The following is a 22,329-nucleotide window of genomic DNA, read 5'->3' as shown; positions in this document are numbered from 1 at the left end:
GCCTTGGCGGGCGCCGCGTGTTTTTGAGCGTGCCAGTGTTTATTTCGGCTGGCGGCGGCGCGTGAAGGCGAGGCCGGCCAGTCCCGTGCCCAGCAGGAACAGGGTGCCTGGCTCCGGCACTTGCAAGGGTTCGATGACGACGATGTCGGTGCGCGTGGACTTGGAGAAGTTCAAGGTATAGCTGCCGGCGGGCAGGGCGAAATTCGACGTCAGGGAAAACATCGCGAAGCCATTCGTGAAGGCGCGCGAGGTGGCGGGATCGTTGGTGCCGGCCGTCATGTTCAGGCTGAACGGGTCCAGGCTGCCGACCGTATGGTTGCCGTTGACGTCGCTGCCATTGTTGGCATCGCCGTCGGGCGCGAACTGGAAGATCACGCCGTCGGCATTCGCATTCGACAGGCAGCCGACGGGACTGGCGGTATTGCACGAGATATTGAAGATATCCATGATCGACACGTTCGACTTGTCGCCCATGGTCGTCACGCTGGTGCGCAGGTCGCGCCGTCCCATAAAGCTGAAGGTGATGAAGCCGGCGCTCGACAGGGTCAGGTTGACGGAGCCGGTCAGCGTGTCGCCAGCCGTGGCCGTGGCGGCGCCCACCGTGTTGCGCTGTGCTTCCGCCACGGCGCTCACGGTCGAGCCGGTGCCGTTGAGCATGTTGCCGAAGGCATGCGCATCGCCGCGCGCGAATTCCAGCGTGGAACTGGGGCTGGGTGCGTAGTTATTTTGCGGCAAGCCGCTGCAGCCGCCGCCCGAACACACTTGCAGCACGTCGGCATTGGCGGCCGGGCCCGTATTGACGGCGCGCGGATTGACGGCCACGCCGCCCTGGAAAAAGGCGCTGTCGCTGGCGTTGCGGTTGGCGCCGGCCAGCGACAGCGCGCCGGCGCTGGTGGTGATGCGGAAATTGTTCAATTCGTTGACGGCCAGACCGTACGCGCCGGCCTGCGCCTGACCGCTGGCCAGCAGGCTTGCCGCCGCCAGTGCGCCCAGCCAGCCCAGGGTCTTGCTTCGTGTGTGATCGACGTTCATCGCAGCCTCTTATCGTAGTCAGTCTCGGAAAATCCGGGGGATAAAGAATCCAGAATGACTTTCCTGGATTCATCTCGTAGACAGTGATAAGCAGCTTGCGTGCCACACAAAAAAAGCATTTCAAATCAAACGCTTGCGTAAAACGGACTGAGCTGGTGGAAGCAAAGTGTAAGAAAGGCCGACGCCGCCTGGCGGGCGGCATCGGCCAGCCTCAGGTACCCCGGTGATAGCCCAGGTGGCCGCCCGAATTGCGCGCGCAGCCGCAGCCGATGCGCGCCACTTCCTCGCCTTCCGTCAATTTCCAGTTGGTAATCGTCGTGTGCTGCCAGTCGATGTCGCTTTTCTTGACAGGTTTCACCGTCAAGGTGCGGGTTGCCGCGTCCGTGTACTCCATCAGCTCTTCGTCGTCGGCGATGTCGAAATGGCGGTGGATCAGGGAAATGCCGAAGCGGTCGAGCGCGCCATAGCGCTGCAGCACGTCGCGCAGTTCGCGAAAGCAGGCCAGGTCGTCGGGCAGCAGCGGGTCGACGGCGGAAATATCGGCGACGGGCTGCCATTGCATGGCGTGGATGTTCAGGCTGTGCATGATGTTCTCCTGTGCCCCTGGTATCAAGCCCAGGCTGCCAAAAGGGGGCTGGCACGCCTGGCGAAATGGTCATCGTGGCTGGAAAGCCGCTGCGGCGCTTGCGTCAGATCAAAGGTGCGGCACATCGTCTCTGGCCTCATCATTGCCCGGTAGAATAGGCGATGGCAAACAAAACCCCCACCTTCCCCGGCGCACGCACGGGCCGCGGCCAGGTCCTGGCCGTGCTGCTGTCGAACCGCGACCAGTCCGGCGCCGAACCGCTGCAAGGCCGCGTCTCGCTGGCCGCCATCGTGAAAGCGCTGAAACGCAAATACCATTGGCCCATCGAAACGCACAGCTTTCCCGCCAACACGCAGGACGGCCGCGCCAGCTGGGCGACCGTGTACAGCTTGCCGGAAAAGGTGATCGAGGCCGCGCTGGAGGCCGGCGGCCGGGAGTGGCTGGAGAGCCGGGGAGTGCCTGGACGGCGCTGAACGCGCCGCAGTACGCTATTCGAGCCGGAAGCCGACCTTGAGCGTGACCTGGAAATGCGCCACCTTGCCATCGACGATATGGCCGCGCGATTCCGTCACCTCATACCAGTCCATGTGCTTGACTGTCAGCGCCGCCTTGGCAATGGCATCGCGTATCGCCTGATCGCTGCTTTCGGTCGACGTTCCCACCAGTTCGATCAGCTTGTAAGTGTGTGCGGACATGATATTTCCCCAGGTAGGCAAGCCAGACATCGGGAGCCTGCTTTGCGCAGGCACGTGCCCATCTTGCGCCTAAACGTGCTGATAGTCATTGCGCGGTGCAGCAAGGCGATTGCGAATCTGGCGAAGGCTGCCATCATGCTGGCAACATTGCTGCCGGTTAAAGCCAGGACTTCAGTTGGTTTTGTTGGCGTGTGGGTGGAGATAGTCCGCGTTGCGTCCCACGCTATGCGCTCACTTCGGGGCGCGATGAGCATCCTGCAGGCGCCTGGGAAGAAAAAGGTTAGCTACACAACTAAATCGGTAGTCGTTTGAAGGCACCCTTCGTGAACTTCGATGCATTCAGCCCGGCTTTGATCTCTGAAAAAGGCGGGTCTCCGCAAGGACGGTGCACACGAAATACCCCGCTCTCCACCAATTGCGACAATGTTGCCGCAGGCTCCAGTCGAGTATGCTTGTAGGCGATGTGACTGTGATGCTCTACGAAAGGATGGCTTCCGACCTGAAGCTCGCAAGTTGCATCGAACGGGACGTTCGGATAGGTCGAACAAACGCATACCAACGCGCACATATTGTCAGGATAGCCATCAATGGGCGCTGGGTCATTTAGTACTACAAATAAATGAAACAAACCACCAGGGCCAGATGGTATGAGTAGTGTTTCCTTGGCTCGAGGTAACCAGCCGGGCATCATGCCGCCGATGTAAAAGCGGCGTTGATCGCCTGCTGCTCGCGTAATTGTTTTTTCAGTAACCGTGTTTGTTCATTATTGAATTTAAGTACTTCGAACAATTTTTCTAATGTGATGGGTACTGATGAGCCTTCAGGATCTTCCCACTCAGGGCAAATTTTGTGAGTGAGGTCGCGAATCTGATATTTGCTCAAATGACCAAAATCTTTCCAAGTTTCTGCGAGAACTTCAAACTCGGCTTCAGATAATTCCAGAAGGTCTTGCTCTGGCGAGCGAATCCGACTTCCGTCACGCAAAGCCACAGCATGATCCTCACGATCCGCGATCCACGCATCCCACCCATTATCTTCAGATGAGGACATGCCGTTAATGCGATTCAATGTTTGAGACAGAACAGGTCCGTGATCCATAGAAACAAGTTTGTCGCCAATGATCGGACCGCCGTACATCTCATATGAGCGCCGCTCTGCTAGATAAAGCAACTTCATCAGCTTAAGTACAGGAAGGCGGCCTTGGGCTTGGAATAGGAAGTAAGCGGCAACCTGCGCGGCTTTCTTTTCGGAGTATAAGTTTTGCATAATTTTGAGCCTCCATCGCATCAATTTTGAGCAATTTGGATAGCTATTCGAGATCAATCTACGCACAAAGTACATCGCTGTCAACATATTGCCATGCATGACGCTCTGGCCCATGCAACATGTGCGGAAAGTGGATGAAATCAGTTTAACTGTATAAACGTACAGTAATTTTGATAATTGTCAAACGAAATCGATAAGCAGCAGCGTATCGGCTGGATGGCTTTGCCGCTAGACGGGGCGGTCGGCCAACGTGCTTCTGCATGTCGTCATGCGGCAAAAAGGGTTCCACCGTGCACCAGCCTGGAAACCACACTGATTGATGCCTATCTTTGCCGGGAACGTCGACAAGAAGCCACGCTGGAAAGTAGTACGTGAGGTGTGATTGTTTGCAATCAAGAGAGGCGCAACTATAAGTTGGCGTTGTCACTTGCTTGCTACTGGTCCAAAAGAAAAGGGCTTACATTTCTGTAAGCCCTTGATATTCTTGGTGCCGACTGCCGGTTTCGAACTGGCCACCTGATGATTACAAATCAACTGCTCTACCAAATGAGCTAAGTCGGCAAAAACTGCGCGTTGCGAATTATACGCTATTTAATGCGTGTCAGGGTCGGGCGGCCGCCTTTTTTTGGCGGCTCGTCGTCGCCGGGCGTGGCGTTGTCGCGTTGTTCGGGGGAGCTGGCCGGTACGGACGACAGGGTCGGAGCGCTGCTGGCGGGGGCGAGCACGGGCGGCGGGACGTCGGCCGAGGCGGGGCTGTCCGTCGGTTGCGCGTCGGGATCATCGTTGCCCAGCACGGGCTCGAAGGCCATGCCCTGGCCGTTTTCGTTGGCGTAGATGGCCATCACGTTGTCGACCGGCACATAGATTTCGCGCGAGACGCCGCCAAAGCGGGCGTGGAAGCGGATGGCGTCGTTGTCCATCTTCAGGCCGCTGGTGGCGCCGAAGCTGATGTTGAGCACGATTTCGCCCTTTTTCACGTATTCCATCGGTACCGTGGTGCGCGAATCGACTTTGACCGCGAGATAAGGCGTGTAGCCGCTGTCGGTGCACCACTCGTAGATGGCGCGCAGCATATAAGGTTTGGTTGAGATTTCAGACATGGTAGGCACTGTGAGGCGGGAGCGCCGCCGGCAACAAATGGCGGGCGCACCGGTAGTTCAATGAAACAGAGCAACTGGAAAGAATCCAAGATGCCCCAGAAAGCGTCGCGAGCAAGCCCGATATCGGCTTGAGTAACGCAGCCGTACTTGAGTACGGCGAGTAACGCCAAGTCGAGAGCGGCTGCGCAGCAGCTTTATGGGGATATCTTTTAGCGGCGCATCACTTTTTCCGAAGGAGTGAGTGCTTCGATATACGCGGGACGCGAGAAGATGCGTTCGGCGTATTTCATCAGCGGTGCAGCCGTCTTCGACAGTTCGATGCCGTAGTGGTCCAGGCGCCACAGCAGCGGCGCGACAGCCACGTCGAGCATCGAGAATTCGTCGCCCAGCATGTACTTGTTTTTCAGGAACAGCGGCGCCAGTGTCGTCAGGCGGTCGCGGATTTCCGCGCGTGCCTTGTCGTGGGCCTTGTCGTTGCTCTTGGCGCGTTCGCTTTCCAGCACGTGCACGTGCACGAACAGTTCTTTTTCGAAATTGAACAGCATCAGGCGCGCGCGGGCACGCATCAGCGGATCGGCCGGCATCAGTTGCGGATGCGGGAAGCGCTCATCGATGTACTCGTTGATGATGTTCGATTCATACAGGATCAGTTCGCGTTCGACCAGGATCGGCACCTGGCCATACGGGTTCATGGTCGAAATGTCTTCCGGTTTGTTGAACAGGTCGACGTCGCGCACTTCGAAGTCCATGCCTTTTTCAAACAGGACCAGGCGGCAGCGTTGCGAAAATGGGCAGGTTGTACCCGAATAGAGAACCATCATTTTTTATAGTTCCTTAGAAACAAAGGGGGTGAAGCCGCGAACGGCTCACCCCAGGTCGCTTGTCCACTCATGCGGACAACGCAGAAACAGGCATAAACCGGCCTATGGCCGGCGCCTCACTTATTTGACTTCCTTCCAGAACGACGCGTTAAGGCGCCATGCCAGCAGAGCAAAGACCGACAGGAACAGCAGTACCCAGACGCCCAGGCGCTTGCGTGTCTGCTGTGCCGGTTCGGCCATCCACTCCATGTAGCCGACCAGGTCGGCTACCGCATTGTCGTACTCGATCTTGTTCAACGTACCTGGCTTGACCTGCTCGAAGCCGGCAAATTTGTGGATCTTCTTGCCAGCTTCGTGCGGATCATTCTCTTCCACGAACTTGGCAGTCTGGACACCTTGCAATTCCCATAATACATGCGGCATGGCAACATTCGGCACGACCATGTTGTTCCAGCCGGTCGGACGAGTGTCGTCTTTATAGAACGTACGCAGGTAAGTATACAGGTAGTCGCCGCCAGTGCCAGCGGAAGATGATTTCGCGCGCGAAATTACCGACAAATCCGGCGGTACGACGCCAAAGAAGGCCTTGGCGTCCTGTGGTGCCAGGGAAGTCGTCATCAGGTCGCCGACTTTATCGCCGGAGAACAACAGATTCTTCTTGATCTGGTCTTCCGTCAAGCCCAGGTCGCGCAGGCGGTTGTAGCGCATCGACACGGCGGCGTGGCAATTCAAACAATAATTGACGAACAATTTGGCGCCATGCTGCAGCGCCGCCATGTTGGTCTGGCGGTCAGGTGCCTTGTCCAGCGGAAAGCCGCCTTCGCTGGCGAGAGCCATGGCAGGCACGAAGGCCAGGATGGCGAGCAGTTTTTTTGCAATCTTCATATGATGTATGTCCTTTGAGCGTGGCGTGAGAGCGGCTTAGTGCGGGTGAAACGTCACACGCGACGGCACGGTCTTGAACTTGCCCATGGCACTCCACCATGGCATCAGCAGGAAGAAGCTGAAGTAAATCAGGGTGCACACTTGCGACACGATGGTTTTCGCATCCGTTGGCGCCTGGGTCCCGAGGTAGCCGAGGATCAGGAACGACAGGCCGAAGATGGCATAGATGTATTTGTGCCAGGTCGGACGGTAGCGGATCGATTTCACTGGCGAATGGTCGAGCCATGGCAGGAACGCCAGGATCACGACGGAACCGCCGAAGAACACCACGCCCCAGAATTTCGCATCGAGCACCTGCGGCAGCATGCCGATGATGGCGACGATGGCGATGCCGGCGATGATCGACTTGACCGTCGTCGACAGGCGCGACTTGAGCCAGATGAACACCACGTAGGCGGCCACGACACCCATCAGCACGTACATGAAGTCGGCCGTGGTGGCGCGCAGCACCGAGTAGAACGGCGTGAAGTACCAGGTTGGCGCGATGTGCAGCGGGGTCTTCAGCGAATCGCCGGGCAGGAAGTTGTTGTATTCCAGGAAGTAACCGCCCATTTCCGGCGCGAAGAAGACGACGGCGCTGAAAATGACGAGGAAGATCGAGACGCCGAACAGGTCATGCACGGTGTAGTACGGATGCGATGGGATCGAATCGACCGGATGGCCATCGGCGCCCAGGTTTTCCTTCACTTCGATGCCGTCCGGATTGCTGGAGCCGACTTCATGCAGGGCGATCAAGTGCGCTGCAACCAGGCCCAGCAGGACCAGCGGGATGGCGATCACGTGGAAGGCGAAGAAGCGGTTCAGGGTCGCGTCGGACACGACGTAGTCGCCGCGGATCCACAGCGACAGGTCAGGGCCGATGAAGGGGATGGCGCCGAACAGGTTGACGATCACTTGCGCGCCCCAGTACGACATCTGGCCCCATGGCAGCAAATAGCCGAAGAACGCTTCGGCCATCAGGCACAGGAAGATGGCGAAACCGAACAGCCAGATCAGCTCACGTGGCTTGCGGTACGAGCCGTACAGCAGGCCGCGCGTCATGTGCAGGTAGACGATGATGAAGAAGGCGGAGGCGCCCGTCGAGTGCATGTAGCGCACCAGCCAGCCCCACGGTACTTCGCGCATGATGTACTCGACGGAATTGAAGGCCAGGGCCGCATCCGGTTTGTAGTGCATGGTCAGGAAGATGCCGGTGACGATCTGCAAGACCAGCACCAGCATGGCCAGCGAGCCGAAGATGTACCAGAAATTGAAGTTTTTCGGGGCGTAGTACTTGCCCCATTGGTCGTTCCACAGCTTGGTCAGGGGAAAGCGGTCATCGACCCAGCCCAGCGCTTTTTCGGCGGCGGGAGCGTCTGCCGGGAACTTCGTTTCTTTGAAAGCAGCCATGATCAAGCCTCGCCTTTCTCGTCTTTACCTATCAGCAATTTGGTGTCGCTCAGGTACATATGGCGCGGCACTTGCAGGTTGTCCGGTGCCGGCTTGTTCTTGAACACGCGGCCTGCCATGTCGAAGGTGGAGCCGTGGCATGGGCAGAGGAAGCCGCCTTCCCAGTCATCGGGCAGCGACGGTTGCGGGCCGGGGGCAAATTTCGAGGAAGGGGAGCAGCCCAGGTGGGTGCAGATGCCGACGGCGACGAGAATTTCAGGCTTGATCGAGCGCGCCTCGTTCATGCAGTATTCCGGCGTGAATTCGGCGGGATTGCGCTGGGAATTGGCATCGGCGACTTTGCCGTCGGTCTTTTTCAGCGACGCGATCATTTCCGGCGTGCGCTTCAGGATCCAGACCGGCTTGCCGCGCCATTCGACGGTGCGCATTTCGCCGGGTTGCAAGGTGGTGATGTCTACTTCGACCGGCGCGCCAGCCGCTTTCGCGCGCTCCGACGGCTGGAAGGTGCTTACCAAGGCTCCCGCGGTTGCCAATCCAACTACACTGCCCGCCGCGCACGTGGCGACGAGCAAGCCGCGACGGCCTGAATCGACCTGCTTTTCGTTACTCATGCAAACCCCAATCAGTCAAAATGCGAATCTTTATTATGAGTGGCAGCCGCGAAAAACCCGTCGCCGAAGCTCTATCCCACTGATTGCCGCAACCCGCATCTTTGTACGGTAAAGTGGCAACATCCCTGCGGAACTTCGGACTATGGCGCAGCCCGTGCCAGTTTCTTGTTGATTATCCGGAAGTGAAAAAGCCACTTCTGGCAACCGCAAATTATAAGTGAAGCAAACAACGAATCAAACAAAAACGTTGCTTGTACCATAATTTATATACTTTTGCAGGAGGTGGCTAGTTCTTTCGAACTAGATGCGTCCGGCTGTGCACGAAATGGTCCTGCCGACAACCACAAGTTGGTGGCACTGGGAATCAATAGTATGATCGGCATGTTTTTTATACATATCCGAAGGAGAAATTCATGGCAATGATGCAAGAATTTAAAGAATTTGCAATGAAGGGTAACGTCGTCGATCTGGCGGTCGGTGTCATTATCGGTGGCGCCTTCGGCAAGATTGTCGATTCCCTGGTGCAAGACGTGATCATGCCGCCCATCGGCCGCATTTTCGGCGGCCTCGATTTCGCCAATTACTACCTGCCCCTGAATGGCCAGGCGACGACGATGACCCTGGTGGAAGCGAAAAAGGCGGGCGCCGTGCTGGCCTACGGTAACTTCCTGACCATCTTGCTCAATTTCGTCATTCTTGCCTTTATCATCTTCCAGATGGTGCGCCTGATGAACAAGGCCCGCCGCAGCGAACCGGTCGCGCCAGCCCCGGCACCGGCCACGCCGGAAGACATCGTGCTGCTGCGCGAAATCCGTGACTCCCTGCAGCAGAACGCACGCAACAGCAACAATCTGGCAAAATAAGCCGTTCCGGCACCGGCCGGCTGACCTGGGCAGAGAACTGTATGCGACGATTCTGGTTATTGTTTGCGCAAACCGTGACGATCGCGTTGGCGCTGTACTTTGTGTATGGCGCGCTGCGCCCGGCCAGCCGGGTACAGCAGCTGGGCTCTCCCGCCAAGCCGGTGCCCGTGGTGGAAACGGCGTCGAGCAGCCTGGCGCCCGGTTCCTACCGCGACGCGGCGGCGCGCGCCATGCCCGCCGTCGTCAACATCCTCACCCTGCAAGTGCCCAAGCGCGGCGCCCATCCGCTGGCGCGCGACCCCTTCTTTAAACGTTTCTTCGGCGACCGCGATCCGGACGGCGAGGATGACGAAGACTTGAAAAACAGCCTAGGCTCGGGCGTCATCGTCAGCCATGAAGGCTATGTGCTGACCAACAACCACGTGGTCGAAGGCGCCGACGAAATCGAAGTGGTGCTGACCGATGGCCGCAAGGCGCCCGCCAAGGTGGTGGGCCTGGATCCGGAAACGGACCTGGCCGTGATCAAGATCAACCTCGACAAGCTGCCCGTCATCGTGCTGGGCCAGTCGGAACTGGCGCGCGTGGGCGACGTGGTGCTGGCTATCGGCAATCCGTTCGGCGTGGGCCAGACGGTGACCATGGGCATCATTTCCGCCCTGGGCCGCAACAACCTGCACATCAACAGCTTTGAAAACTTCATCCAGACGGATGCGGCGATTAACTTCGGCAATTCGGGCGGCGCCCTGGTCGATACGCGCGGCAATTTGATCGGCATCAATACGGCGATTTATTCGCAAAGCGGCGGCTCCGTCGGCATCGGCTTCGCCATTCCCGTCTCGACGGCCAAGACCGTGATGGAAGCCATCATCAAGGATGGCCACGTGGTGCGCGGCTGGATCGGCGTGGAAACGCAGGACATCACGCCCGAGCTGGCGCAAAGCTTCAACCTGCAGCGCACCAGCGGCGCCATCATCGCCGGCGTGGTGCGCAACGGCCCGGCCGACAAGGCGGGCATCGTGCCTGGCGACATCCTGTTGACGGTGCAAGGCAAGCCTGTCGGCGACACGACGGAAATGCTGAACCTGATCGCCCAACTGCCGCCCGGCGAAAAAGCTAAAATGACGGTGCTGCGCAAGAATCGCGAAGCGGCACTCGACGTGATGGTGGGCAAGCGCCCCATCCCGAAAGAGCTTTCCAAATAGTTGTTGATCGGAATTTGACACATGCATGTGCGTGATTTGACCCAATTTTTACGTGAGCTGAGCGACAACAACAACCGTCCCTGGTTTGTCATGAACAAGCCCCGCTACGACATCCTGCGTGAGGAATTCCTCGCCTTGGTGACTGCACTCATTGCTGAACTCGGCAAGTTCGATCCGGCCGTGAAATACTGCAATCCGAAGAAGGCATTGTTCCGCATCAACCGCGACGTGCGTTTCGCGCACGACAAGAGCCCCTATAAAACGCGCTTTTCGGCCGCCATCGCGCCGAACGACATGCGCCGTCCCAGCAAGGCGGGCGGTCCCACGTATTATCTGCAGATCGACGGCCAGGGCAATCTGCTGTTCGGCGCCGGCGAATACATGCCGCCGCCTGGCCGCCTGAAGGCGCTGCGCGAGCATATGCTCAACGACGCGCCAGGTTTTTCCAAAGTGCTGAAAAATAAGCGTTTAAAGGCCCGTTTCGGCACCATCCAGAACGAGGGCAAGTTGCAGCGCCCGCCCAAGGGCTTCGAGGCGGACGCCGAACATATCGAATTCATCAAGCTGAAGAGCTTTTTTGTCTGGACCGAAGTGCCGCTGCCCGTCAACGCACCGGAAAAACTGCTGCCGACCCTGGCGGAAGGCTTGAAGGATGCATGGCCGCTGGTCGAGTGGATGCGCGGCGCGAAAGAGCCCGAGGAAGTCCCCGAGTAATTGCCGAAGGAGCACATGATGGCGCTGGAGCACGCAAGTTCAGGACAGGTGATCGAGGTGCTGCGCAGGGATGGCGACGACCTGTCGCAGTTTTCCGCCATCGCGCTGGCCAGGACGGATGAACTGGAATTGATCCGCATGTGTATGCCCAAGGGCAAGACCATGCCCGAGCATCATGTCCTCGGTGAAATCACCCTGCTGTGCCTGCAAGGGCAGGTGGCGGTGGAAGCGCATGGCGGCGTGCACCTGCTGGGGCCGGGGCAGATGCTGTATTTGCTCGGCGGCCAGGCGCACGCGCTGGAAGCGCGCGCAGACAGTTTATTGCTGCTCACCATACTCATGCACAAGGCGGGCCGCTAGGGTTTTCCTGTCAGGCCGCCTCGGCGCGCGGATCGCGCGACAGCAGCTGCTGCACCATCACGTGCGGCAAATCCCCATCGAACAGCACGCCGGCCACCGCGTTGGTGATCGGCATGTCGACGCCCATGCGGCGCGCCAGTTCGCGCACGGCCTTGGCGCAGGGTACGCCTTCGGCCACGTGACCGAGTTCGGCCACGATGGTGTCGAGGGCCTTGCCTTGCGCCAAGCCCAGGCCGACGCGGCGGTTGCGCGACAGGTCGCCCGTGCACGTCAGAATCAAGTCGCCCATGCCCGTCAAGCCCATGAACGTTTCCGTCTGGCCACCCAGGGCAGTGCCCAGGCGCGTGATTTCCGCCAGGCCACGCGTGATCAGCGCGGCGCGCGCATTCAAGCCCAGGCCCAGGCCGTCGGCCACGCCGGTGGCAATGGCCAGCACGTTCTTCACGGCGCCGCCCACTTCCACGCCCACCAGGTCTTCGCTCGCATACACGCGGATGGTGCCGCCATGCAAGGCCGAGACGACGGCGCCGCGCAATGGCGCGCTGTGCGAAGCGATGGTCAGCGCGCACGGCAAGCCGCGCGCCACTTCCTGCGCGAACGAGGGGCCGGACAGGGCGCCGCCGGGGATATTGTCGCCCAGAACTTCCTGCACGATCTGGTGCGGCAGCAGGCCCGTGCCGCCTTCAAATCCCTTGCATAGCCACACCAGCTTGCCGATGGCCTTGCCTTTCAGCTGGTGCAGCATGGGGCGCAGGCCCGCCACGGGGCAGGCGGCGATCAGGAGGCCGTGTTCGCCGCTGGCATGCGCGACGGCGGCGTCGAAATCGGCGCCGATGCGCAGCTGCGGCGGCAAAGGGAAGCCCGGTAAATAGCTGTTTTCGCCGCTGGCGGCCATGGCGGCCATGGCTTCGCCATTGCGGCCCCACAGCAGCACGTCGTGGCGGCCGGCCAGGGCCATGGCCACGGCCGTGCCCCAGGCGCCTGCGCCCAGCACGGTAATGCGGCGGGCGGCCTTGGCGGCGGTATCGGGAGTGTTTTCAGGGGAAACTTGCATGCAACCTCAGTCTGGCAGGGGAGGGGCACGGCGCGGCTGGCCGTTGCCCGGATGAATCTGGCGGTGCTTACAGGCCCCACACTTCGCTGGTCTTGACGTAGCCGCTCTGGCCATCCTTGTGGCGTACCTTGACCCAGCCGGAGCTCGGTTGTTCGCTCATTTCCAGCAGCACGCCCTTGTCGACGAGGATCAGGGGCGAAGCATTGTCGTCGGGGCTGGCGCGAACCTTGAGGTTCGCGGCGCGCGCCACGACGTTGCGCTTGGCCGACAGGCCCTTGGCTTCCGTCCAGGCCATTTCGCCGCTGGCGTCGCGCACCTTGACCCATTCGCCGTAGCTGAGCACGACTTCCAGCGGCATGCCGCGTGGCGCCACGTACAGCTTGCCGCCCTTGGAGGACGGCGCGTCATACAGGATGACGGGGGTCGCGCCCACCGTCTTGAAATCGACGGCGTGGCTGGCGGCGGTGGCCAGCAGCAGCACGGCGCCGGCCATCCAGCGGAACTTGCTCAAGAGCGCACTTTTCAACATGATATTTTTTGAACCTTAACGAAACACGGCGGCCAGGCCGCCGTGTCAGGCCAGCCCCAAGGGGCCGGCGGGGTCTTGCCTGCAGCTTAGTGCGTCGTCGCGTCGCCTGCTGGAGCAGCGGCGGCAGCGTCGGCGATGGCTTGCAGACGTTGTTGGTAGAACACTTCGAAGTTGATCTCGGCCAGGTGCACTGGCGGGAAGCCGGCACGGGTGATCACGTCGGCGATGTTGGCGCGCAGGTAAGGGTAGATGATGTTCGGGCAGCCGATTCCCAGCAGCGGATCGAGTTGATCGGCAGGAATGTTGCGTGCTTCGAAGATACCGGCTTGCTTGCCTTCAACCAGGAAAGCGACTTTTTCGCCGACCTTGGCGGTGACGGTGATGGTCACGGTGGCTTCGAAGATGCCGTCGGCCAGAGGCGCAGCGCCCACGTCCAGAGCGACTTCGATCGCTGGGGCTTCTTGTTCCAGGAAAATAGCTGGGGAATTTGGTTGTTCCAGCGACATGTCTTTCAGGTAGACGCGTTGGATTTGGAAGACTGGTTGCAGATTTTCGTCAGACATGGAACGCTTTCGTTGTAAGGGACAAGAACGGCACACCGTTCAAATATGGTGCTTGCGGTATTCAAACCGCGCCGGGTAGGCGCGGCCAGATCAGGTGCGAGGGCAATTGTATCAAAACAATACGACAAAAAACCAAGCAATTTCTCGAACCCGCTTTATATCAGGCTGCCGTGCCGTTTAACAAGGGGTCGAGCTTGCCAGCTTGATCGAGCGCATACAAATCGTCGAATCCGCCCACGTGGGTATCGCCCACATAGATCTGTGGCACCGTGCGGCGGCCCGTGCGTTCCATCATCTTGATGCGCTCTTCCGGGTCGAGGTCGACGCGGATCTTTTGCACGGCGACGCCCTTGGCTTCCAACAGGCGCTCGGCGCGCACGCAATACGGGCACACGGCGGTGCTATACACAATTACGGGGACGGTCATGATGATTCCTTCTAGTTAAATGCTGGCTTACTTCGCCAGCGACAGGGTTTTCAATGGCAAACCCTGCTTTTTCCATTCGTCGAGGCCGCCTTCCAGGCTTGTTGCCTCAGCGAAACCGGCTTTGCCCAGCAGGCCGACGGCGGTTGCCGAACGCGAACCTTTCTGGCAAACCACTACAATGGGGCGCGTTTTGAATTTTTCCAGCTCGCCCATGCGTTTTGCCAGTTCCGGCAGCGGAATATTTTTTGCGTCAGGCAAGTGGCCCGTGGCGAATTCTTCCGCGCTGCGCACGTCGACGATGATGGTCTTGCCACGGTTGATCAGTTGCGTGACTTCCAGCACGGTCGCGCGCTTGCCGCGCATCGACAGCAGTGGCCAGAGGAGGGCGCCGCCGGAAATAATGACGATGGCAAACAGAAAAATGTGGTCGATAATGAATTTCACGTAGGGTCCAATGGTTTAAGTCAATCCGCGCATTATAAAATAGAAGCTGGACGAGGTCTTTTTACGTTTTGCTTTTTTGATTTGAACCCCTTGAGAAGATAGAACTATGTACAAAATCGTTTTCATGCGTCACGGCGAGTCCACCTGGAACCTCGATAACCGCTTCACCGGCTGGACCGACGTCGATCTGACGGAAAAGGGCGTCAACGAAGCCAAGGCCGCCGGCCAGATCCTCAAGCAGGAAGGTTTTACGTTCGACGTGGCCTACACTTCCGTCCTGAAGCGCGCCATCCGCACCCTGTGGCTGGCGCTCGACGAGATGGATATGATGTATTTGCCGATCAAGAATGACTGGCGCTTGAACGAGCGCCACTATGGCGCCCTGCAAGGCCTGGACAAGGGCGAGACGGCCGCCAAGTATGGCGACGAGCAAGTACTGGTATGGCGCCGCAGCTACGACACGCCGCCGCCGCCGCTGGAAGCGAACGACGACCGCGCCTCGTACAACGACCCGCGCTATGCCGGCTTGCCGAAAGCGGCTATCCCGCTGACCGAATGCCTGAAAGACACCGTGGCGCGCGTGATGCCGGCCTGGGATGAGGAAATCGCCCCGGCCATCCGCGCTGGCAAGAAGATCATCATCTCGGCCCACGGCAACAGCCTGCGCGCGCTGATCAAGATGCTCGATGGCATCAGCGACAGCGATATCGTCGGCCTGAACATCCCGAACGGCCAGCCGCTCGTGTATGAACTGGATGCCGACCTGAAACCGATCCGTCATTACTACCTGGGCGACCCGGCGGCGATTGCGGCAGCGCAAGCGGCCGTGGCGAACCAAGGGAAGGCCAAGTAACTTGTTGTCTTTCTTCCGCGGCACAGCGATCGCCCCCTCTGCTGAACGACCCCTGCCGGCGTGGCGCGCCGGCGCCATGCTGTGCGCAGCGCTGCTCCTCTCGAGCGGTGCCGCACAGGGTGCCAAGCCCACCGAACGCAGCAAGCAGAAAGCGGCCGCGGAAGCACAACGTGCCGGATTGCAACAAAAGCTGACGGCGCTCAAGCGCGACATCAGCCGCACGGAAAGCGCCAAGGATGACGCGGCCGATACCCTGGCCGAGTCGGAAGAGGCCATTTCCAACGCCAACCGCGCCTTGCGCGACTTGGCGCAGGAACAAGGCGAGACGAGCGTGAAGCTGACGGCGCTGGGGCAGGAGCACCAGCAGCTGACGGCCACCGTCGAAAAACAAAAGACGCAGCTGTCGAAATTGCTGCGTGAACAATATGTCGCCGGCAACGAAGACCGCATCAAGCTGCTCTTGTCGGGCGACAATCCGAACCGCATCAACCGCGACCTGCAATTGATGGCGTATGTGTCGCAGGCGCAGGCGCGCCTGCTGGAAGCCTTGCGCGCCAACTTGCTGGCCGTGGAGAAAAACCAGGCGGACGTGCAGAACGCCAAGGATGAGTTGGAAGAAATCGCGCAGGAAGAGCGCGACCAGAAGGCTTTGCTGGTGCAGGAGAAGGCGCGCCGCGCCGCCTTGCTGACGAGTTTGTCGCAGCGCCTGGTGGCGCAGCGCAAGGAAGTGGGCAATGTCGAGCGCGACGAACAGCGCATGGGCAACCTGGTCGACAAGCTGGCGAAACTGATCGAAGAGCAGGCCGCCGCCGCCGCGGCCGAAAAGAAACGCCAGCAATTGCTGGCCGAACAGCGCGCCGCCGCAAAAGCGGCCGCCGATGCCAAGATCGCGGCGGAAAAACGCGAACGCCTGCTGGCCGCGCGCGCCAAGGCCGCCCAGGCGCAGGCCGAACGGGAACGCATTGCGAAAGAGCAACAAAACAAATCGGGCAAGATCAAGCCGCAGACGCCGCCACCGCCGCCCGTGAAGCTGGAACCGATCGATGACGACGAGCCGCCGCAAGTGGCCAAGGTGGCACCCAAGCCCGAGCCGAAGCCGGAACCGGAGCCGGAACGCCCAAGCCTGGGGCCGGCCGCGCCGGCCGGCGCCTTTGCCAGCATGAAAGGGCAGCTGCGCGCGCCCGTGGCGGGCAAGATTGCCGCCCGCTTCGGCAGCAAGCGCGGTGACGGCCCCAGCTGGAAGGGCGTGTTCATCCGCACGGGCGAAGGCAGCGAAATCCACGCCATCGCCGGCGGCCGGGTCGTGTTTTCCGACTGGCTGCGCGGTTTCGGCAATTTGATCATCGTCGACCATGGCGGCCAGTACATGAGTATTTATGGCAATAACCAATCCCTGCTGAAACGCGTGGGCGATGCCGTCAAGGGCGGCGACGCCATTGCCAGCGCGGGCAACAGCGGCGGCAACGAGGAATCAGGGCTATACTTTGAACTGCGTCATCAGGGCCGCGCCTTCGACCCCGCCACCTGGGTGAAGTTTTAAGTTCCCACCATTGCTGCGGCAGCGAAATTGTAGATTGCGAAGAATTCATGGGTATCAAAGTCAAAAGTATCGGCCTGATCGGTCTGGGCGTCCTGGCCGGCATCGGCATGTCGCTGCAGTACCCGGCCGTGGCGCAGAAAATCACGAATGCCCCGCTGCCGCTCGACGAGCTGCGCCAGCTGTCCGACGTCTTCGGCCTGATCAAGACCGATTATGTCGAGAAGGTGGAAGACAAGAAACTCTTGACGGAAGCCATCTCCGGCATGGTCTCGTCGCTGGACCCGCATTCCGTCTACCTGGATAAAAATGCCTTCAAGGAAATGCGCGAAAGCGTGCAGGGCAAGTTTGTCGGCATCGGCATCGAAGTGAGCATGGAAGACGGCTACGTGAAAGTCGTCTCGCCCATCGAGGACAGCCCGGCCGCCAAGGCCGGCATCCTGGCGGGCGACCTGATCACCCGTCTCGACAACATTCCGCTGAAAGGCCTGCAACTGGAAGAGGTCATCAAGAAGATGCGCGGCCAGCCTGGCAGCAAGCTGGTGCTGACGATGTCGCGCAAGGGCGAAAGCAAGCCGCTGGTCTTCCCCATCGTGCGCGAGGAAATCCGCGTGCAAAGCGTGAAGGCCAAGATGGTCGCGCCCGGCTATGCCTGGCTGCGCATCGCCCAGTTCCAGGAACCGACCGTGGACGACATGGTCAAAAAGATCAACGCGCTGTATGTCCAAGACCCCAAGCTCAAGGGCCTGGTGCTGGACTTGCGCAACGATCCCGGCGGCGTCGTGCCGGGCGCCATCGGCGTGGCGACAGCATTTCTTCCGGGTAACTCCGTGATCGTTTCCACCAAGGGCCAGCTGCCTGAGTCGAAACAGGTGTTTTATGGCCGCCGCGAATTCTATGCGCCGCCGGGCGCCAAGGCCGACCCGCTGGCCAAGCTGCCGGCCGCGCTGAAAACCGTGCCGCTGGTGGTGCTGGTCAATGCCGGTTCCGCTTCCGCCTCGGAAATCGTCGCCGGCGCCTTGCAGGATTACCAGCGCGCCACCGTCATCGGCACGCAGACGTTCGGCAAGGGTTCCGTGCAAACCTTGCGCCAGATCACGGCCGACACGGCCGTCAAGCTGACGACGGCCCGCTACTACACGCCGAAAGGCCGCGCCATCCAGGCGCGCGGCATCGTGCCCGACCTGCTGGTCGATGAAACGGCCGAAGGCGACGGCTGGAACAGCCTGCGCGTGCGCGAGGCGGACCTGGAAAAACACCTGAGCAGCGACGATGGCAAGCCGGAAGCGGCCAAGCCGACGATGGAAGGCATGCAGGATCAGCTGGAAGAAGAGCAGCGCCTGATCGCCACGGCGAAAAAACGCAAGCCGCTCGAATACGGCGCCAAGGACGATTTCCAGCTGCAGCAAGCCTTGAACCATTTCCAGGGCTTGCCGGTACAGCTGGCCAAGGTCGACCCGAAGGTGGAGAAGATCGGCGCCAAGCCGGAAATCGCTTCCGACATCAAGGCGGACGACAAGAAGATTCCCGTGCGAAAACCGTAGTCGCCGCCATGAACGACGCTCAACTGCTGCGCTATTCGCGCCACATCCTGTTAGACGAGATCGGCATCGAAGGCCAGCAAGCCTTGCTCGACGCGCATGTGCTGGTGATCGGCGCGGGCGGACTCGGTTCGCCGGCCGCAATGTACCTGGCCGCCAGCGGCGTCGGCAAGCTGACCCTGGTCGACGACGATACGGTCGATCTGACCAATCTGCAGCGCCAGATCGCCCACACCACGCAGCGCGTGGGCCAGCCGAAAGTGCTGTCGGCGCGCGAAACCTTGACCGGCATCAATCCCGAGATAGCCATCATCGCCTTGCAGGAGCGTCTGGACGGTGCGCGCCTGGCCGAACTGGTCTTGTCCGCCACGGTGGTGCTCGACTGCACCGACAACTTCGCCACGCGCCACGCCGTCAACCGCGCCTGCGTGGCGGCCAGGGTGCCGCTGGTGTCGGGCGCCGTGATCCGTTTCGACGGGCAAGTGAGCGTGTTCGACCCGCGCACGGGCACGCAGCCCTGTTATTCCTGCCTGTTTCCGCAGGAGCAGCAGTTCACGGACGAGGCGTGCTCGACCATGGGCGTGTTCGCGCCGCTGGTGGGCGTGGTGGGCGCCATGCAGGCGGCCGAGGCCTTGAAACTCATCATGGGTGCGGGCGAATCTCTGGCCGGGCGCCTGCTGCTGCTCGACGGTTTGCACATGGAATGGAGCAGCATGCGCGTCGCGCGCGATCCCGGCTGCGCCGTTTGCGGCAAAGTGGTCTTGCCCGCCTGACGGCCGCCGCACAAATTTTTCCCCATATGACAAGCTTTGTCATATTTCCGCTTTATACTCTGCTCTCATTACTCACCTTCTTCTCTCTTTCTTATGCAAAACGCAGCAAACCATCCGATACGCCAGCGCCGCGCGCGCGGCTTCACTTTGATCGAAATCATGGTCGTGGTGGTGATCATGGGCATCCTCGCCTCGCTGGTGGTGCCCAAGCTGATCGCCCGCACGGGCGAGTCGAAAGTGGCGGCGGCGAAAGTCGACATCGCCACCGTGATGCAAGCCTTGAAACTGTACCGCCTGGATAACCAGCGCTACCCGACCACCGAGCAGGGCTTGCAGGCGCTGATCGAAAAACCGACCACGGGCCCGGCCGCGAATGGCTGGAAGGCGGGCGGCTACCTGGAAAAGATGCCGAAGGATCCATGGGGCAACCCGTACCAGTTCCTGTCGCCGGGCGTGAAGGGCGAAGTCGACATCATTTCGCTGGGCGCCGACGGCCAGCCTGGCGGTAGCGGCGACGATGCCGATATCGGCTCCTGGGAACTGTAAGTTTTCCATTGCATGCCTGCCATGACCACCGGTCGCGCACTGCCCCGGCCACGTGCCAGCGGCTTCACGCTGATCGAATTGCTGGTGGTGATGGTCATCATCGGCGTTACCCTGGGCCTGGTGTCGCTGAACGCGATGCCGAATGGCCAGCAGGCGCTGCAAAAGGAAGCCGAGCGCATCGCCCTGCTGCTGCAGCTGGCGCGCGATGAAGCCATCGTGCGCAGCCGGCAAGTGGCGTTCGAGGCGGACGAAAATCAATACCGTTTCCTGGTCCTCAATGAAAAGCTGTGGCAACCCGTGACGCAGGACGATTTGCTGCGCGAGCGCGCGTTTGCGAATACCCCCATGCTGCTCAGCGTGCAGCCGTCGAGCAGCGTGGCCCAGCCGCTGCGCATCATCTTCGGCCGCGAACCGGTCGACAAGCCTTTCGTGCTGACCCTGGCCAGCGGCGAGCGCAGCGTGGCCATCCGCGCCGACGGCATCGGCCACTTCACGGTCGAGCAATGATGGCCTTCCCACGACAACGCCGCCAGCTTGGCTTCACTTTGCTGGAAGTCCTGGTCGCCCTCGTCATCGTCGGCACGGCCCTGGGCGCCTCGCTGCGCGCCGTCGGCAGCCTGACGCAGAACAGCGATGGCTTGCGCAGCGCCATGATGGCCACTTGGTCGGCGGAAAACCACCTGGTGCGCCTGCGCCTGGCGAAGACGTTCCCGCAGACGGGCAAGCGCACGGTCGATTGCCCGCAGGGCGACCTGAAGCTCATCTGTGAAGAGGAAGTGGTGGCCACGCCGAATCCCCGTATCCGCCAGGTGCGCGTCAACGTGTACGACGTGCAATATCCGGCCCGGCGCATCGTGCGCTTGGTCTTGCTTTCCTTTAACGACTGATGGCGCGCCGCCCCGTCCCCGCTGGTGGTTTCACGCTGATCGAGCTGCTCGTGGCGATCGGCATCCTGGCCATGGTCGCCGTGCTGGGTTGGCGCGGCCTGGACAGCATCATGCGTTCGCGCGAAGTGCTGACCAGCCAGCTGGAGCAGGCGCGCGGCATGCAGCTGGCGTTTGCCCAGATGCAAAGCGATTGCGACCACCTGGCCGGTGCCGGGCAGAACAACAACCTGCTGAATGGCCGCATCAACCTGACGGCGGAAAACGACCGCCTGACCCTGGTGCGCCTGGCCGCGTCGGAGCAGGAGCCGCAGCAGTTGCAAGTGGTCACTTACCGCCTGCGCGGCGGCGTGCTGACGCGGCGCGAGTCGAACGGCACGCGCGACCTGGCCGTGCTCGACACCCTGTGGCAGGCGGCGCGCGACGATACCGATACCTCCAGCGCCGACGTGACCCTGATGCGCGGCGTCGACAGCATGGTCATGCGCGGCTGGAACAATGGCGCCTGGAACGTGCTGACGGCCGGCGCCACCATCTCCGCGCAAGTGCCGGGCCTGGAAGTGACCTTGCAGATGCCTGGCCAGGACGCGGGCCTGTCCAAAGTCTTTTTATTGGGGCCGGGATGAAGCCGTTCATTCGCCCCGCGCGCCAGCGCGGCGTGGCCGTCATCACGGCCCTGCTGCTGACGGCGCTGGCCATCACGGTCGTCGCCAGCCTGTTCTGGCAGCAGCAGGTGCAGGTGCGCTCGATGGAAAACCAGCGCCTGCGCCTGCAGACGCAGTGGGCCATGCGCGGCATGGTCGACTTTGCCCGCTTCTGGCTGCGCCAGGACAATCCCATGCTGACGGCCGCCGATGGCGTCTGGGCCACGCCGATCGAGGAAGCGCGGCTCGACGATTATGTGGACCGCGAAAAGGTCGATACGGAAAAATTCGACGCCACCGTCTCGGGCCGCGCGCTCGATGCGCAGGCGCGTTTCAATATTACCAACCTGGTCGACGCCACGGGCACCGTCAATCCGAAGCAGGTGCTGGCCTACCAGCGATTATTGTCAAATATGAAGCTCGACAGCGGCCTGGCGCAAGCGACGGCCGATGCCGTGCTGCGCGCCAAGCCGAAACCGCGCAGCAGCGGCAGCGACGGCAAGACGCCCGCCGCCAAGCCCGCCACGAGCGGCGGCAGCGAACCGGTGGCGTTCACGCAAGTCGAGGATTTGCTGGCCGTGCCCGGTTATACGCCGCAGATGATCGAGCAGCTGCGCGATGTCGTCATCATCCTGCCTGAACTCACGCCGATCAACGTGAATACGGCCCCGGCCGAGGTGCTGGCGGCCGTGACGATGATGTCGCTGTCCGAGGCCAGCGCCCTGACCTTGAGCAATCCGCGTAAAAAGTTTGTCGATTTTGCAAACTTCAAGAATAATATTAGTGGCAATGTGATTGAAGGCGTCGAGCTTGACGTGAAGAGCCGCTACTTTCTCACCGTCATCCGCGTGCGGCTGGACCGCGCCGCCCTGGATGCCGTGGCGCTCGTCAATCGAAAAACGGATCCGCAGCGCACCACCAGCCTGGTCTGGCTGCGGGAAAATTAACAG

At 60.8% G+C, this 22,329-nt stretch carries 28 protein-coding genes and 1 tRNA gene; 14 read left to right on the top strand and 15 right to left on the bottom strand.

Annotated features, from left to right (window positions below; all coding sequences use genetic code 11):
* Positions 1 to 39: 39 nt before the first annotated feature.
* Both ACRHIG_RS01865 and ACRHIG_RS01860 read right to left on the bottom strand, forming a co-directional pair.
* A complete protein-coding gene (locus tag ACRHIG_RS01865) occupies positions 40 to 1,032 on the bottom strand; it encodes an EDSAP-1 family PEP-CTERM protein (protein WP_489629204.1) in 993 nt (330 codons plus the stop codon).
* Positions 1,033 to 1,243: 211 nt separating this feature from the next.
* Positions 1,244 to 1,618, bottom strand: a complete 375-nt coding sequence (locus tag ACRHIG_RS01860; RefSeq protein ID WP_475417034.1) for a hypothetical protein — start codon at positions 1,616 to 1,618, stop codon at positions 1,244 to 1,246.
* Between the two features lie 161 nt (positions 1,619 to 1,779).
* Between ACRHIG_RS01860 and ACRHIG_RS01855 the strand changes: the two genes are divergently transcribed.
* Complete coding sequence (locus tag ACRHIG_RS01855) at positions 1,780 to 2,091, top strand: hypothetical protein (RefSeq protein WP_489629203.1); 312 nt, start codon at positions 1,780 to 1,782, stop codon at positions 2,089 to 2,091.
* Between the two features lie 15 nt (positions 2,092 to 2,106).
* Here ACRHIG_RS01855 and ACRHIG_RS01850 read toward each other — a convergent pair whose 3' ends face one another.
* The 8 genes from ACRHIG_RS01850 to petA all read right to left on the bottom strand — a co-directional run bounded on the left by ACRHIG_RS01850 (position 2,107) and on the right by petA (position 8,445).
* A complete protein-coding gene (locus ACRHIG_RS01850) occupies positions 2,107 to 2,313 on the bottom strand; it encodes a dodecin (RefSeq protein ID WP_034753599.1) in 207 nt (68 codons plus the stop codon).
* A 687-nt stretch (positions 2,314 to 3,000) separates the two neighbouring features.
* On the bottom strand, positions 3,001 to 3,579 hold the full coding sequence (locus tag ACRHIG_RS01845) for a Panacea domain-containing protein (protein WP_489629202.1): 579 nt from the start codon (positions 3,577 to 3,579) through the stop codon (positions 3,001 to 3,003).
* 485 nt (positions 3,580 to 4,064) lie between these two features.
* Positions 4,065 to 4,140: transfer RNA gene (locus ACRHIG_RS01840), tRNA-Thr, on the bottom strand.
* 26 nt (positions 4,141 to 4,166) lie between these two features.
* On the bottom strand, positions 4,167 to 4,679 hold the full coding sequence (locus ACRHIG_RS01835; RefSeq protein ID WP_086147887.1) for a ClpXP protease specificity-enhancing factor: 513 nt from the start codon (positions 4,677 to 4,679) through the stop codon (positions 4,167 to 4,169).
* Positions 4,680 to 4,888: 209 nt separating this feature from the next.
* Positions 4,889 to 5,500 carry a glutathione S-transferase N-terminal domain-containing protein gene (locus ACRHIG_RS01830; RefSeq protein ID WP_010394154.1) on the bottom strand — a complete coding sequence of 204 codons (612 nt, stop codon included), beginning with the start codon at positions 5,498 to 5,500 and terminating at the stop codon, positions 4,889 to 4,891.
* A 120-nt stretch (positions 5,501 to 5,620) separates the two neighbouring features.
* Positions 5,621 to 6,385, bottom strand: a complete 765-nt coding sequence (locus ACRHIG_RS01825) for a cytochrome c1 (protein WP_326457741.1) — start codon at positions 6,383 to 6,385, stop codon at positions 5,621 to 5,623.
* A gap of 36 nt (positions 6,386 to 6,421) precedes the next feature.
* Positions 6,422 to 7,834, bottom strand: coding sequence for a cytochrome b (locus ACRHIG_RS01820; protein ID WP_475415856.1), 1,413 nt, complete (start codon positions 7,832 to 7,834; stop codon positions 6,422 to 6,424).
* A 2-nt stretch (positions 7,835 to 7,836) separates the two neighbouring features.
* Positions 7,837 to 8,445: a ubiquinol-cytochrome c reductase iron-sulfur subunit gene (gene petA / locus ACRHIG_RS01815; RefSeq protein ID WP_034753009.1), complete on the bottom strand. Its 609-nt coding sequence runs from the start codon at positions 8,443 to 8,445 to the stop codon at positions 7,837 to 7,839.
* A gap of 413 nt (positions 8,446 to 8,858) precedes the next feature.
* Here petA and mscL point away from each other — a divergent pair, with 413 nt between their 5' ends.
* The 4 genes from mscL to ACRHIG_RS01795 are packed head-to-tail and all read left to right on the top strand — an operon-like array spanning position 8,859 to position 11,584.
* Entirely contained in the window at positions 8,859 to 9,308 is a 450-nt protein-coding gene (gene mscL, locus ACRHIG_RS01810) for a large conductance mechanosensitive channel protein MscL (protein ID WP_489629201.1), read from the top strand.
* 41 nt (positions 9,309 to 9,349) lie between these two features.
* Positions 9,350 to 10,510 carry a Do family serine endopeptidase gene (locus ACRHIG_RS01805; RefSeq protein ID WP_071650259.1) on the top strand — a complete coding sequence of 387 codons (1,161 nt, stop codon included), beginning with the start codon at positions 9,350 to 9,352 and terminating at the stop codon, positions 10,508 to 10,510.
* Between the two features lie 21 nt (positions 10,511 to 10,531).
* Positions 10,532 to 11,224 (top strand): DUF2461 domain-containing protein, encoded by a 693-nt coding sequence (locus ACRHIG_RS01800; protein WP_489629200.1) that lies wholly within the window; start codon positions 10,532 to 10,534, stop codon positions 11,222 to 11,224.
* 18 nt (positions 11,225 to 11,242) lie between these two features.
* The gene (locus ACRHIG_RS01795) at positions 11,243 to 11,584 is read left to right on the top strand and encodes a cupin domain-containing protein (protein ID WP_489629199.1); all 342 of its coding nucleotides are present in this window, start codon (positions 11,243 to 11,245) and stop codon (positions 11,582 to 11,584) included.
* Between the two features lie 10 nt (positions 11,585 to 11,594).
* Here the strand turns inward: ACRHIG_RS01795 and ACRHIG_RS01790 are convergent, their stop codons facing one another.
* From ACRHIG_RS01790 to ACRHIG_RS01770, 5 genes are all read right to left on the bottom strand, one after another.
* The gene (locus ACRHIG_RS01790) at positions 11,595 to 12,638 is read right to left on the bottom strand and encodes an NAD(P)H-dependent glycerol-3-phosphate dehydrogenase (protein WP_489629198.1); all 1,044 of its coding nucleotides are present in this window, start codon (positions 12,636 to 12,638) and stop codon (positions 11,595 to 11,597) included.
* Between the two features lie 67 nt (positions 12,639 to 12,705).
* Complete coding sequence (locus tag ACRHIG_RS01785; RefSeq protein ID WP_489629197.1) at positions 12,706 to 13,167, bottom strand: SH3 domain-containing protein; 462 nt, start codon at positions 13,165 to 13,167, stop codon at positions 12,706 to 12,708.
* Between the two features lie 86 nt (positions 13,168 to 13,253).
* Positions 13,254 to 13,730 (bottom strand): protein-export chaperone SecB, encoded by a 477-nt coding sequence (secB, locus tag ACRHIG_RS01780; RefSeq protein WP_076565035.1) that lies wholly within the window; start codon positions 13,728 to 13,730, stop codon positions 13,254 to 13,256.
* A gap of 160 nt (positions 13,731 to 13,890) precedes the next feature.
* Positions 13,891 to 14,157: a glutaredoxin 3 gene (gene grxC, locus ACRHIG_RS01775; protein WP_070220900.1), complete on the bottom strand. Its 267-nt coding sequence runs from the start codon at positions 14,155 to 14,157 to the stop codon at positions 13,891 to 13,893.
* 27 nt (positions 14,158 to 14,184) lie between these two features.
* The gene (locus ACRHIG_RS01770; RefSeq protein WP_070220898.1) at positions 14,185 to 14,601 is read right to left on the bottom strand and encodes a rhodanese-like domain-containing protein; all 417 of its coding nucleotides are present in this window, start codon (positions 14,599 to 14,601) and stop codon (positions 14,185 to 14,187) included.
* A 106-nt stretch (positions 14,602 to 14,707) separates the two neighbouring features.
* Between ACRHIG_RS01770 and gpmA the strand changes: the two genes are divergently transcribed.
* The 9 genes from gpmA to gspK all read left to right on the top strand — a co-directional run bounded on the left by gpmA (position 14,708) and on the right by gspK (position 22,326).
* The gene (gene gpmA, locus ACRHIG_RS01765; protein WP_070313039.1) at positions 14,708 to 15,454 is read left to right on the top strand and encodes a 2,3-diphosphoglycerate-dependent phosphoglycerate mutase; all 747 of its coding nucleotides are present in this window, start codon (positions 14,708 to 14,710) and stop codon (positions 15,452 to 15,454) included.
* Between the two features lie 76 nt (positions 15,455 to 15,530).
* Complete coding sequence (locus ACRHIG_RS01760) at positions 15,531 to 16,994, top strand: murein hydrolase activator EnvC family protein (protein WP_489630725.1); 1,464 nt, start codon at positions 15,531 to 15,533, stop codon at positions 16,992 to 16,994.
* A 47-nt stretch (positions 16,995 to 17,041) separates the two neighbouring features.
* A complete protein-coding gene (locus ACRHIG_RS01755; protein WP_489629196.1) occupies positions 17,042 to 18,535 on the top strand; it encodes a S41 family peptidase in 1,494 nt (497 codons plus the stop codon).
* Between the two features lie 8 nt (positions 18,536 to 18,543).
* Positions 18,544 to 19,305, top strand: a complete 762-nt coding sequence (locus ACRHIG_RS01750; RefSeq protein ID WP_475415863.1) for a HesA/MoeB/ThiF family protein — start codon at positions 18,544 to 18,546, stop codon at positions 19,303 to 19,305.
* Positions 19,306 to 19,398: 93 nt separating this feature from the next.
* The gene (gene gspG, locus ACRHIG_RS01745) at positions 19,399 to 19,851 is read left to right on the top strand and encodes a type II secretion system major pseudopilin GspG (protein ID WP_035823835.1); all 453 of its coding nucleotides are present in this window, start codon (positions 19,399 to 19,401) and stop codon (positions 19,849 to 19,851) included.
* Between the two features lie 12 nt (positions 19,852 to 19,863).
* Positions 19,864 to 20,358: a GspH/FimT family pseudopilin gene (locus ACRHIG_RS01740; protein WP_051991350.1), complete on the top strand. Its 495-nt coding sequence runs from the start codon at positions 19,864 to 19,866 to the stop codon at positions 20,356 to 20,358.
* On the top strand, positions 20,355 to 20,738 hold the full coding sequence (gene gspI / locus ACRHIG_RS01735; protein ID WP_326457732.1) for a type II secretion system minor pseudopilin GspI: 384 nt from the start codon (positions 20,355 to 20,357) through the stop codon (positions 20,736 to 20,738). Before ACRHIG_RS01740 ends, gspI begins: the two co-directional genes overlap by 4 nt.
* Positions 20,738 to 21,361 carry a PulJ/GspJ family protein gene (locus tag ACRHIG_RS01730; RefSeq protein WP_489629195.1) on the top strand — a complete coding sequence of 208 codons (624 nt, stop codon included), beginning with the start codon at positions 20,738 to 20,740 and terminating at the stop codon, positions 21,359 to 21,361. Before gspI ends, ACRHIG_RS01730 begins: the two co-directional genes overlap by 1 nt.
* Positions 21,358 to 22,326, top strand: coding sequence for a type II secretion system minor pseudopilin GspK (gspK, locus tag ACRHIG_RS01725; RefSeq protein WP_489629194.1), 969 nt, complete (start codon positions 21,358 to 21,360; stop codon positions 22,324 to 22,326). The genes ACRHIG_RS01730 and gspK overlap by 4 nt, the downstream gene beginning before the upstream one ends.
* Positions 22,327 to 22,329 lie beyond the last annotated feature (3 nt).

This window comes from Janthinobacterium sp. C22 (assembly GCF_057919405.1).
This window is presented reverse-complemented; position numbering and strand designations above follow the sequence as displayed.